The 13,844-nt window shown below is 51.3% G+C and carries 5 protein-coding genes; 1 reads left to right on the top strand and 4 read right to left on the bottom strand.

Annotation, left to right across the window (positions count from 1 at the left end; genetic code table 11):
* Positions 1 to 10: 10 nt before the first annotated feature.
* Complete coding sequence (locus BQ6873_RS15905; RefSeq protein WP_231949372.1) at positions 11 to 487, bottom strand: chemotaxis protein CheW; 477 nt, start codon at positions 485 to 487, stop codon at positions 11 to 13.
* A gap of 207 nt (positions 488 to 694) precedes the next feature.
* On the opposite strand from BQ6873_RS15905, the gene BQ6873_RS18075 reads away from it, so the two are divergent.
* A complete protein-coding gene (locus BQ6873_RS18075; protein WP_157889179.1) occupies positions 695 to 925 on the top strand; it encodes a response regulator transcription factor in 231 nt (76 codons plus the stop codon).
* Between the two features lie 189 nt (positions 926 to 1,114).
* Here BQ6873_RS18075 and BQ6873_RS15900 read toward each other — a convergent pair whose 3' ends face one another.
* The 3 genes from BQ6873_RS15900 to BQ6873_RS15890 form a co-directional block, all read right to left on the bottom strand.
* The gene (locus BQ6873_RS15900) at positions 1,115 to 1,699 is read right to left on the bottom strand and encodes an outer membrane beta-barrel protein (RefSeq protein ID WP_076593534.1); all 585 of its coding nucleotides are present in this window, start codon (positions 1,697 to 1,699) and stop codon (positions 1,115 to 1,117) included.
* A gap of 158 nt (positions 1,700 to 1,857) precedes the next feature.
* A complete protein-coding gene (locus tag BQ6873_RS15895) occupies positions 1,858 to 5,988 on the bottom strand; it encodes an OmpA family protein (RefSeq protein ID WP_076593533.1) in 4,131 nt (1,376 codons plus the stop codon).
* The gene (locus BQ6873_RS15890; RefSeq protein WP_083664489.1) at positions 5,985 to 13,694 is read right to left on the bottom strand and encodes a DUF7933 domain-containing protein; all 7,710 of its coding nucleotides are present in this window, start codon (positions 13,692 to 13,694) and stop codon (positions 5,985 to 5,987) included. Before BQ6873_RS15890 ends, BQ6873_RS15895 begins: the two co-directional genes overlap by 4 nt.
* Between the last annotated feature and the right edge of the window lie 150 nt (positions 13,695 to 13,844).

The raw sequence follows: 13,844 nt of genomic DNA, 5'->3' as shown, positions 1-13,844 counted from the left end.
AGCAACAGCTTTATGCCGCCATGTTTTCAGCGTGTGCGATATCAGAAGAAGTAATCAACTTGCTGACATCAGCCAGAATCAACATGCGATCACTGATGGAGGCCAGACCTATCAGATAGTCGGTATCCAACGTAGTCCCTATCGCAGGCGGTGGTTTGATTTGATCCGCAGTAAGCGTAAGCACATCAGAAACGCTATCGACAACCAGGCCGACCGTTCTGTTTTCAATGTGCAAAATGATGACGACCGTGAACTGGTCATACGTTGGCAAGCCAAGATTGAACTTAATGCGCATATCGATGATGGGCACGATGATGCCGCGCAGATTGATCACACCCTTGATGTAGTCAGGTGCATTGGCAATTTTTGTTACTGCATCGTAGCCGCGTATTTCTTGCACTTTCAGAATATTGATTCCATATTCTTCACTGCCAAGTCTGAATGCCAATACTTCCGTAATACCTTGAATATTGAGAATCTGTGCCATGAAGACCCTTGTTATGTATGCCCTCATCCTGCCTATGCATTGCGCTCGTCAAGAAATCAGAACGCAGCAGAACGAGTATTTGTAAAGCGCGAACGAACACCTACCTCTACGGATACCCGTACCCAAAACTTAACAATGATTCATGACTTCATGCGAAGTAAATTAACGACACGGGTAACGATTAATGCGACTTGACGCATATTCGTATTGCATGCATTTGGCGTCATCGACGAAACAAGATTGTTGTTACGGGAAGATGAAATCGATTACCGGCAAGAGATTGCCAATTTTTTTAGGAGTGAGGGATATCAAGTGATAGCAGCAGGAAGTGCTACCGAATTTATGCACTCAATGGATGCAATGGATATTGCATCGATCGATGTCAGCCTTTCTGATGCAGATGCTTTCGAAGTACCGAGCATGCTGCGTGCAGACTGAAAAATGCGAGAGCATCGTATTGGCTACGTAAAGTGGCCAAGCCAGTACGCTACGATGAATTGCCAGCCCATGGCCAAGAATTAGCGCAATGCATGGGTCTAGCTAATTGGAGACTGGATACGCAAGAACGACAACTGCATGTACTAAATGGACATTACGAATCGTGATCAGAGCATGCGGAAATCAAGCTTATTCAAAACGATACTTCACACCGAATGTCAGGAAATTCTCTTCACCATAACGCGCATAGTTGATGCGTCCATCAAGTGATCCGGATATGTTCGCTTCATAGCCAGCACCGATTAAAAAATTGGAGCTAGATTTTTCTTCACTGACATTGGTCGATATTGACAAGACCGGCACACGCACTGCCGCTGTCGTACGGGCAGTTTTATACGACATACCTCCGGTTAAAAAGAAACCCGGCAGATAGTCCGTTAATTTATAGACCAGGACCAGATCATAATTTTTCGTTTCCACCACCGCATCGTATGAAGCAAAACCATTGGTCGCACTTTGCTTGTAGTTGCTGCTGCGGACCATGCCTAATTCAAGGCCTATCTTTTCGTCGAACTGATAACCTGCAAACAAGCGACCGCCCGTTACTCGGCCTGTCTCTGATGTAACCCTGAAACCGGCAGGATGTGATTTCTCACGTGCTTTCCCACTGGCAGCATCAATCCCTAAATAGAAATGTCGGCTATTTTTTTCTTCTGCGTAAACAGTTGCGGAGGCGATTAAAAACAGAGCAGCGGCAAGCGGATATATGAACATTTTATTTCTGACGAAAACTGAATGCGATAACCTGAAGGAGGAGAAATGGCTGAATAGTCGGTATCAGCCTGATAGGTCGCGCATTATACAGAAACCGTTTTCCCAAAAAATAAAGGAGGGCGACTATGCGCCCTCCTCTATTTTTATGTAGCCGCCGATTAGTAGGTTGCCAGTACGTTCACAAAGAAGCCACGACTACGATACGACAAATCAGTCAAGTCATCCGAGTAATTGGTGAAGTTGTATCCGACACCTGCCTTGATGCCTTTGTCGAAGTGACGATAGAGTCCGACCAAGGCACCGGCCTTGGCATCCTGTGCTTCCGTTGCACGCAGATTACGGAATTCAACCAGTGCATCCCATTCCTTGACCAGATGGAAGTCGGCACGCAGCACCCACAGATCAGCACGACTGGAGAACCATTCGCCACCAGCTACCGGCGTTTTCAATTCGCCAATACGGAATGCGTATTTACCGCCTATCGATAACCAGGGGAATAAATCGTAAATCGTATCGATCGCAAACACCTGACTACGCTGTGCATAATCTGCCGTCAGACCGGATGGTGTCAATTGGCCGTTAGTCGGCACGTTATTCAAATTGGTGTATTTGAATAATGTGTTCCAGCGATCGTTATCAACCGGACGATAAGCACTGGCCAGTACGAATTCACGATAATTGCCATCGATGAATGCACCCTGGTTATTGCTTGAGCGAGAAATATTCAGTTTGCTCAAGATACGCCATGCCGGATCTACCTGATAACCCAAAGTATTACGCATCAACCAGGTCGTGCGTTTGCCGGAGACGTTGCCATCATCATGACGCCATTCCAGATTACCGCCGTACTTCAAGCCGTCTTTTTTGTAGCCGACTGAACCACCCAGAGCCCGACGCTCCAGATCGCCAGCTAATGGATCAGAGACTGTGCCGAACTCTGCTTTCGCGCCCCAGTTCCATCTATCGTTAGGCGCCCAATCCATACCGAAAGCCTGCGTCAAACTTTGCGGGCCGGCACCGTTACTTGCACGACCTTCGCCGAAGACACGTAACTGATCCGACACACGCGTGCTGGCACCGGACACCAAGGTTCCCTGACGACCGCGCCATGCGATATCAGGACTTTCAGTTTCCATCGCATAGGTCAGGTAAGCATTGCTGCGATCCGATAAACGATAATCGGCACCGACCTTGCCGCCCAACCCCATATTGCCGTCCGATACTTCAGCCAGCAACTTGACGCGCTCACTCACCTGCAAGGCACCACCAACGCCGGCACGGTTATTTGCATCACGTGTTGCATCATGTTCCACGGTCGCTTGTACAAAACCGTAGGCTTCCCAGTTTTCTTTTTCACCAGGCTTACCGCCCACACGAACTGGTTTATAAGCAACGCGCACTTGCGCATCAGTACGTGAACCGGTTTGCGACAACAGAGGACTGGCATTGGCAACGACATTGCTACGGTCATCCATACGCGCACCGACTGCCACATCCCATTCCGGATTGACGGTTTGACGCACTGCGACTTCCAGATTTTTACTATCCTGCAAATCGCCATTGCGCTGATCTGCCTTGACCAATACACGTGTACCGACCACGACTTCAACATCGGCGGCTACACCATGCTGTTTGATCGCTTCGCCACTGACACCGATCTGACCGGGTGCGGAATAGCCTCTATCTCTGTTTTGCACATAGGAAGAAAATTTCCCTTTCATGCTCTCAGTGACTTCTGCCAGATCAACTGCAGCTTCTACCCTTTGTGCCCCGGCGCTTTGTATCCCGCCGCTGTTCAAGGTGTTGAAACCGAAACCGCCATCGATCGATGTTTGTGCACCGCTGCCTGGACCTTGCGAACGCGCTGCCTCGAACTTTACCCAGGTGCCCGGTTTATAACGCAAGGTGCCATCTATACCTTTCAGTGTTTGGCTGGTGCCATCTTCACCTTGGTGATAACTGCTGATACCTAGCTGCACATGATCATTGAGCCATTGACTGCCACGGAAGCCAGTCGACAAATTATTGATTGCTGTGACACCCGGTGCATATTCATACGTCGTCACCAGATAGACCGGATTACCGCCAACAGCAGATGTCATGATCAATCCGGCGCTGCCGCCCGTTGCCGACAAAGGCGATTGCAACAGAATGCGACCTTGCAGGTAATTGATCTCGTAGTCCTGCGCTGGTGCCAGCTCGCGACGTTCGATCACCATGCCGGAATCCTTGTCGCGCACTTCAACCCAGATACGCTCCGAGCCTTGCGTGATATCCAGATGACGCAGGTAATACAAGGAGCCACCAGTGCCGCGGAATTCTTCGCGAGAAGACAGCGTGCCTGGATCAGCGAGGAAAGCATCGATCTGCGTCTGCTTCTCACCATAGGTCGTTGCGTTTTCTGAACGATGACGCAGTTGCGCACCGTACAGACCACGCGAATATTGCATTAGCTCGGTTCCTGTCCATGTAGTCTGGAAGTTACCCCACATCACATGCGAATCGCCTTTTTGCAATTTGACGAAGAACTTGCCTTGCGTAGGTGCATCATCCACGGTTGTACTGTCATCGCCATACACCGGGTAATACAAGTTCGGATCGATGCTGCGCAATAGATACTTAGGATCCTTGCTGGAGAAGTTCGAGAACAAATCCTTGAACGGCCCTTCGCGCGTATCGGCAGAAGCTGTCAGCAGATACTCGCCCTTTACTTTGCCCTTCAGGTAAAACGCTGCACGGCCATCGACATAAACCTTATTGTCGTAATGATCGGTATCGCCGGTTACCAATTTAATCGGCCCTGCCACCTGATTCTTGCCGACCGTCAGATCACCCAAGGCCAGATAGAACCAGTCGTCGGCTGCAATGTTCAGATTGCGACGGAAGGTATTGGCACTACCATCTGCTTCTTTCAGCGTCACTTCCACAAACTGCGGACCGGCCGGCATGATTTGTTTCATCGCAAACTTGCCTTGCGCATCGATAGGCAGTTCCAGTCCCAACGCTTCGATACGTTGATCCTGCTTCAAATGACTGCCATTGACGGTCACGGTGCCACCAGTCACTGGAATATTGCGCAGTGCCAGGCTGTTCTCGCCATAACCGGTCAAACGTTCACGTTCTATCTTGTCCTTGTCTTCATTCGCCGGCATTGCATGGTTCAGCAGATTGAGCGATTTCAAACTAGTCTCATCGAAACGACCTTGCGCGTCATACACACGCAATAGATAAAAGACTTGATCATCCTTCGTGTTCGCAGGCACGGTCCAATTCGTCACACCGCTCCATGACACTGGCAGGATTTCAAACGGTTTTTCCTGTGTCTTCTGTCCAGCGCGGAATAAACGTAATTCCGCCTTCTTGATCCATGGAATGTAGTTAGACCATGCACGGAACTCTACCGGCTCACCCTTCACTGCTGCGTTAGGCGTTGCCCAGATATTCATCGTTGGCGCAATCGCCAGGCTGTCGTAACGAACCTGGATGTCTGCGCGTTCCAAAGCAACGTCAGTACAACGCTGACCATCTGCCTCATTTGCTGCAATGCCATCGACAGGCACACCATCGATGGTGATGCGGAAAGGCGCATCCGGCGATCCAACTGCCTGCGGTGAGCAAGCTGCTGCTTTCGGCACAGCAGCAGCCACCGGTGCCGCAGCGTCAAACCATACTTGCAGTTCGACACGACGGTTACGCGCCATGCCCTCCGGCGTAGCATTCGATGCAATCGGCTTGCTTTCACCATTGCCTGCTATCGAATAAGTGATCGCAGGATTATTCAGCAACTGTTTCAGATAGGCAGTGACAGCCAGTGCACGTGCTTCCGACAAACCTTGATTGTCAGTGAAGATACGTTTTGCATTTGGCGACAAGCGTTGATTATCGGTATGACCAACCACGGCAATACGCATGCCGGAGATCGCACCTTTTCTTGCACGGATTTCTTCTGCCAATGCTTCTATCGATGCCTTGGCCGATGCCGTTAAATCTGCCTTGCCAGAAACAAACAGGCTGAGGCCTTTTGCTTCTTGCAAAGACTTATTCATTTCAGCCGGAGCCGCAGGAATCTGCGCTGCACGATTGCGCATCGCTGTTGCTTCTTCACGCGTGACGCCGGATGGCATCGGATAGGCAATCGCAGGCTGCACTTCTGTCGGTGGCGGCACTGCATACAAATCGATGCGGCCATTATCGACGCGCTTACCGTTGACTTCCGTATCGGCCCATGTCGATGGACCGGCAAACAACATGCTTATCGCAAGTGCGATGGTGTGTGGACGGAGCTTCATTGTGCGCCCTCCAGCTCTGTTTCAATCATGAGTGGCACAAGTGGCTCGCTTTCCTTGTCATCTATCTTTCGCTTCTCCTTCCACATACGCTGTATTCGTTCACTGACGGCGGCGATACGTTTCTTGGCGAGATCCTTGGATTCCTTTCCTTGGCGGTATGCGATACGCAAGACCGTAGGACGCGATTGCAATTGCTCAGGCAACTTCTCCAACTGCGAGATATAAGATGCTTGCAACTCCGTGCCATCGCCGATAAATGCCGCACCGGACAATTCCAGTCGTACTACGCGATGTACCGTTGCGCCAAAATTGAGCTTGACCATCTTGCCGCGCGTGACACGGACGTCGCGTGGGTTCTCGGTTGTCAGGCGATAGCCGGAAGGCAAGGTACGTTCATCGACTTTCATCACGAAGTTGGAACCGCGATCCGCATTTGGAATCGCTGCACAAGCAACGTGAAAACGTCCCTCTTGATCGCTGGTCACCAACAAACCGCGTGCAGTCGCGATACGTACATTCGCAATACCTGGTTCGCCCTGATCCTGATAACCGTTGGCGTTCTTGTCATCGAATATTTTTCCGATGATGTCGGAACAATCGAAGGTTGGATCAGGCACCACACGGACGGTCGCTGTCGCTGTGTTCGACACCTGCGTGTTGACAGTGTTGTTCAAGGCCGAAACGCGATTGATGTATTCACCTTCGGATACGCCGGTACCGACCACCAGCAACATGCGCCACGTTTTACGTTCACCTGCCTTGAAGGTTTGGTTAGCCCATGTTAGGCTGCGACCAGTCACCACCGGCTCTGTCGTCACACCGTTCAATGAAGCCGAACCGGTGCGATAACGGAAACCAGCCGGAATCACGTCCACTACATTAATGTTCGTCAGCGCTGCGGCCAGCGTATTGGTAGCCGTGATCGTGTACGGCACCAGATCACCACGCACTACATTCACCAGCGGAGTGCTCTTGGTCATGACAATCGCACCGCCCAAAACCGGATCAAGCGGGATGTGATTGTTGACGACGTGGGCCGAGTTCCCATCCAGCACAAACGTGTAGTAGTACTGCGTCGAGCCAGCACCCATACCCATCGCTGCACTGCTTGCAGCGCAAGCAGCAGGATCATGCAAAGGCGCTGCATTCGTTGGCGGCAAACTATTGTTTTGTACCAGCGCAGGATTAGGGTTCTGCGTTACCGTCAACGTTGCAGTACATCCTGTGATCATTGTTGATGGCGATGGCAGGTATCCGCCCGGATACGTCGTGATCGTCAGTGCATAAGTACCGCTCGGTGCACCGTTCAGCAGGAATTGATAAAAACCATCGGCACCTGTCACAAAATTTGCCGTGCCACCAACCAAATGTGTCGCAGGATTGAATCCGCCCGGGCCACTGATCGTGACTACTGCGCCGCCCACAGGTTCACGTGTCACCGCGTTGTAAACCACACCAGCGGGATCAAGCGGCAGACTTTGTTGCGGATACGATTCGCCAGCCAGCAAACGCAGATTCTTCAGCGTGCCGTCGCCAAGTTCTGCACCGCCCTTGTTACCCGGACTACTGGTCGGATTGAAATCACCGCTGATAAAGGTCGCACCGATTTCATTCGGAATTGCGTCACCGAAAATCATGCCGGTCGTCGGATGACGGAAGCGGATGGTGTAGCCGGTTGATGGCGTCACACTAGGGAAGCCGTAAGCGCCGTTATCGTCAGTAATGGCGGTATCAACGACCATACCATTCAACATCAATTCAACGCGCCAACCTTTTATGCGCTCCAGCGGCGAGATATCGTTCTTGATGCGATCGTGGTTTTGATCCAGCCATACGTGACCAGATACCGCAGCAGGTTGTGCAATTGCCGTTGGATCCGTGGTCTTGTTGTTGCTTTCAAAACCAGGTGGTTCACCGCCACCGGCAACGGTTGCAGTGTTCACTAGAATTTTCCCTGCAGTCCCGACAGCGACAGCAACACGAATCGTGATCGCCGGAGCATTCGCACCAGAAGCAATAACGCTATCCGTAGTACACGTCACCGAGGTCACTGCATTTGTACAAATCCAGCCTGTACCACTTGCCGCTACAGCAGTGATGCCGATCGGCATGGTATCCACGACTGTTATCGTGCCTATCGAAGGAACTGCACCGATATTCGATACATTGACCGTGTAAACACCCGTACTTGAACCTTCCGCAAAGCTGGCTGGTGCATGCGATTTCACAATCGCCAGATCAGGGAAAGCGCCAGGTACTTCAGCAAAATTGTTATCGCCGGATATGCCGTTAGATGCGAGCGGGATATTGGAAATCGATGAGACAGCAACAGCGGGCAGCGTCGCGGTACCACCGGTACTGCCAGCGATTGTCTTGCCGTTTGTTGTTCCTACTGCTTGCGGTACCGGTTGCGTAACCGTGTACGTACCTGCAGCCAAACCGGTAAAACTGTAAGTGCCATTTGCTGCAGTGGTAGTCGTTCTGCTGACGGCAAAGCCATTCTCATCCGTACCCGTCAAATTAATGACTTGATCGCCGATGCCGTGATCATTGCCATCGACCAAACCATTGTCATTAAAGTCGAGGAACACCAGACCAGAGATGGTTCCGCTATTCGGTAACTCGGCAAAATTGTTATTGAGAGAAGTCGTGTTCGGCGGCAAGACGATATTGTTGATCACACTCACAGCAACCGTCGGCGCAGTTGCCGTGCCCGGTGTTCCGCCATTGGGCACCGTACCGGCAACCGTTTTGCCGTTCGACGTGCCTGGTGGCTGCGTAGGCTGGATGACCGAATAATTACCCGGCAAGACGTTGCTGAACGTGTAATTGCCGTTAGCGTCCGTCGTCGTCGTCAGATTAACAGTAGCGCCGTAGATGTCGGTGCCGCTCAACCTTATTTCCACATTGGCGAGCGGTGTATCGGCGCCATTCTTGATGCCGTCGTTATTAATATCCTTGAAGACCATCCCTGAAATAGAGGAAGGCGCAACTTCGGCAAAATTATTGTTCACAGAACCTGCTACATCACCAGTACCGTTATCGTTCAACACGATATTGCTGATAAGACTGCTGCTTGTTGTCGGATTAGATCCAATACCGACAGTGCCTGTCGTGCCATTGCGATTGGCGATCGTTCCCGCTGTGGTAATACCATTCGTCGTGCCAACCGGCTGGCCTGGCTGACAAACGGTATACGTATCTGCGATCAAACCGGCAAACGTATAGTTACCCAAGGTATCGGTGACTGCAGTTGCAATCAGTACACCGTTGCAAGTCGCACCTCTATGTAATTCAATTGCTGATCCTGCAATCGGTGTATCGATACCATTTTCGAAAGTACCGTTCGGCAGGACATTGTTGTCCTTGAATACCTTGCCCGACACATAACCTTGTGTGCTGATGGTCAGCACTGCATTGGCAGGTTGCTGGTTATTACCCAAATCTGTTTTCAAACTACCAGCTGGGATATTGTTGGTATGCGCACCTGCCGTCATCCCAGTGACATCAACATCAATGGTGCAACCACCAGGCGGAATCGTTCCACCGTTATTCAGGCGCACACTCGTTGCACCCGCAGCTGCCACGACCGTGCCACCGCAAGTGCTGACCATGTTTGGTGGTGCAGCCACACTGATTTGACCAGGCGCAATCGGCAGTACATCGTCGAAGTTAGCCGTCAAGGTCATGGTTGATGCATTGTCATTACCGATCACAATGCTCAAACGTGACTTGCCTCCTGCTGGAATCACGGCTGGTGAAAATTGCTTGCCCACCGTAGGCGGTGTAGACACGATCAATTTCGCGCTCGTCGCTTCTTCATTGACGATGCCCTCGTTCGTTGTCACCGCTGCACTTGGAATCGTATTGATATATGTGCCGGAAATATTGCTCAGCACATTGACCGTTACAAGACAGAAGCCGTTGGCAGGCACTGTTGCGCCAGCCACACGAATACTGGTGGCAGATGCTGTTGCCACTACCGTACCGCCCGCGCATGTTGTGCTGGCTCCCGGGGTTGGTGCGACCACTAATCCCGTCGGCAAGGTATCATTCACACCCAAGCCGGTCAGCGGCGCGCTATTGCTGTTTTCAAAACGCAGCGTCAATACAGCGACTGCACCTGCCGCCTTGTTATCAACGCCGGTTGTAAAGCCGCCAGGATTACCGCTATCTTGTGTACGCAAGCTAAACGCCTTGTGTACTGTCAGTGGCGCTCTGGCACGCAAGGTATCGCTGGTTGGATCTTTATTTGTTACGGGGATGCCGCCAGATGAACCTATGACCGTATTCGCCGGGATCGTATTCACGTAATCGCCTGCGGCATTCACCAGTACATCGATTTCTGCCACGCAGCTAGCCGCGGTCAAGCCTGTTGCCGCGATCAAGTTACCGCCGCTCACTTGCACTTGATGCAAACCACCTACTACCGAAGAAGAAACCGTCGCACCGAGACAAGTCGACGTCGGATTAGCACCACTAGGCACACTGATATTTGCCGGCAGTATGTCAATAACACTCAGGTTGCTCAAAGGCTGAGAAGTCGGATTAAGGAAAGTAATGCGCAAACGCGAACGCTCTCCCGGTTTCACTACATTCGGTGTGAACTGTTTTTCAATCCCGACATTGCTGCTGGTCGCCAGGCTGGTAAATGCAGGACTGCTGTTCGTCAAACCTTGATCGGTATGCAATGCGCCGGCCGGGATAACGTTGGTCACACCAGCGGCAACATTGGATGTGACATTAACCTTGATCGAACAAGCTGCATTGGCTGCCAAGGTCGCAATACTCAGACTGACCGAATGTGAGCCCGGAATCGCCACAACACTGCCACCAGGACAAGTAGTGGTCGCCGATGGATTCGCGGTAATGACCCAACCGTTATTAGGAGCACCTGCCGTACCGTCCGTGGTGAAATAATCTGTCACGCCCATATTGGTAACTGCTTGCGTGCCGTTGTTGATATCGATCGTCAACTGACTCACTTGTCCTGGGAAGGTCAAGGTAGACGGAGTGGTCGATTTCAAAATCGACAGATTGGTTGACGCATTACGCGTCAATGTCGCCGTCACTGGTACGACATTACGTACGCCACCATCGGCTTGAATGCCGTTCGCAGGAATAGTGTTGACCCAATTGCTACTGCCAGTTGCCACTACATCAAACAGAAGCGAGCAATTGCCACCAGCATTGATGTTTGCTCCCGTAAGAGAAATAGTCGCGTCGCCCGCAGCACCCGTAATCACAGGCGTACCGGCACATGTTGAATACGCATTAGGCGGCGTTGCCAATACCATGCCGACTGGCAGTGGATCCGTTACCTTGACGTTCGTCAGCGGCAGAGTGCTGGAATTTAAAAGCTGGACCGTGACAGTCGATTTACCACCCGACGCAATACTGGCCGGATTAAAACTTTTGTTTGCAGTTAGTGCAGATGTATACGTCAGAACTGGTGTATTCGTCGCAAGCGGTACAAGCGCACGCGGTTGATTATTAGCCAATGTTTCAGTGCCACCGACCGTTGCAGTATTCGGATAAACACCTGCTGGCCCAACCACATCAACGAGTAATACGCATGTGCCATCGGCACCGGTTCCGCCATCTGCCCGCGCTGGCACCGTCCCGCCATTCATTGCTATCGATGTGGAACCTGCGACAGCATCTATCGTCGGAGTACCGCAAGTACTGGCTGCATTCGACGGTGTTGCAATACGCAATTGCCCACCACCAGTATTCGCGAGCTTCAAGGTATCCGAGATGCTTACATTGGTCAGCGGATTTGCCGACTTATTCTTCAGCGTAATCGTCATACGAACGATCGTGCCTTCAGAAAAAGTATTGACGCCCGGAGTAGATTCAGCAAATGCCTTCGTCGCAGCAAGAACCGGTACCGTATTGTTAGGCCCCGTTGGATTTGAAGGACTACCGTTACAGATGTTTCCAGCACCGTTGTTGTAGCAAACGCCACCAGCAGCAATCGTGTTGTCGGTTGAGGTATTGACTGTCAGTGAAGTCATTGCCCAGAATTTGACCGTACACGTACCCGGTACATTGATATTGCTGCGTCCGGGAATAGAACTAAGCGCAAGAACGGCAGAAGTCGCACCGACCACGCTGCTAGAACTTAGCGTTCCGCAACCAGCACCTTCCACTGTCGGTAAATAGTTGATGCCATTGATATTGCCGGTCAAAAATGTTTGACCATGGCTGAACGGATCGGTCACGGTGACGTTGTTAATCACACCGACGCCGTAATTCTCCACCGTGATCTGGTATTGAATCGGATTCCCGGGTGCAACGACTGCAGGTGTTGCACTCTTCAAGATACGTAAATCATCGGCAACCAAAATAGTCGCTGAAGCATCTTGACTGCGTATCGCAGGAATGCCGACATCGACCGCACCTTCAGGCAGCGAATTTGTATAAGTAACGGGTACACCGGTTGATTGAACGCTGCCGGTGAAATTGACGGTGACGGTACAAGTACCGTTAGCGGGAATGCTGCCGCCATTGAGCGTAATGCCGACTGCAGTATTCGTCGTTGTGCCACCGCATGTATTGGATGAGCTGGTAACCAGCAAGCCCTTAGTCGCGGTCGCTCCACCCACACCATCGATAGGCGTATCGCTAAAACTGGTAATAGCCAGAGCCGTATTACCTTCATTTTTCAGGGTAATCACAAAGCTGCCGGCCTCGCCACTGGAAAGTGCCGTTTTGGGGAATGCCTTGCTCACCTGCAGTGGCGAAACTACCGTGATCGTTGCCTTTGCATCCGCAGCTGCCGGCATGCCCAAACCCGTACTGAAATCACTAGTACGATTAATCAGATTGGTTTGTGCCCCGGTTGTGTAAGCACCATTCGTCTGATTCGCTTCGACATTGACGGTGAAGGTACAACTGCCACTCGCCGGCAATGAACCGGAACCGCTTATCGTTGTGGCGCCAATGCCCGCGCTAAATACGGGTATGGAACCATCACTACAGCTAGCCGTCGCATTCGGTACAGCTGCCACCTTGATAATTCCATTGCCGCCAAGCTGAGGAAAAGCATCGGCAATATTGAAGCTGCCAATGGCGACAGAATTAGGATTCGTAACCTTTACAGTCAACGGCGTAGATGTGCCGCCAAGTATGAGTGTGGAGTTGCCAAACGACTTCGCAATCTGCGGTTGCTGCAATGCCCTCACACCAAATGTTTGTGTGACGAAACCACTGTTTGCCACAGCAGTAAGACCCTCAACTCCCGTTACTGCGCCATTGCCAAGCTGGTAATCATAGCTGGCTGCGCTCCCTGTCGAAGTCCCGGCCGTCACTGGAATATCGATCGTACATACGCCATCAGTACCGCTGCTTGATGCAGGAATAATCCCGTTCGCCAGTTTGATTTGTTGCGTGCCTAGTACCGTTGTTAGCGTGCCGCCACAGGTAGAAGTAGGTGTACCAGCGATCTTCAAACCATTAGGCAAAGTCCCCGGCAAATTATTATCGAATGCAGTGTTATCGATCTGCGTACCGACGCTATTCGACAAAGTAATGCGCAGGATTCTCACCTCACCAGGGAAAAATGAAGAAGGATCAGGCGTCGTCACGGAGGCCGTCAATGCCGCAAATGCAGACATCGGCAACATACCGATCAGCACAGCCAGTGACGCAGAGCGCAACACAGTAAGGAAAGAGAATCCGGCAAAGAATGGTGAACGCAACATGACAGGCCTATCTACTTTTTAAATAATTTTCTAAACACAAAGTCGCAACAATCTGCTGTTTAAATAATTGATTTGATGCACGGGAATTGCCGAACGGAATATAAAGTTCCCCCTCTGAAACGGCATGTAAACGTTCGCAAACATTTGCAA

The organism is Herminiimonas arsenitoxidans, from assembly GCF_900130075.1.
Lineage (GTDB): Bacteria > Pseudomonadota > Gammaproteobacteria > Burkholderiales > Burkholderiaceae_D > Oxalicibacterium > Oxalicibacterium arsenitoxidans.
The sequence above is the reverse complement of the archived record's forward strand: the minus strand, read 5'-3'. Positions and strand labels throughout refer to the sequence as shown.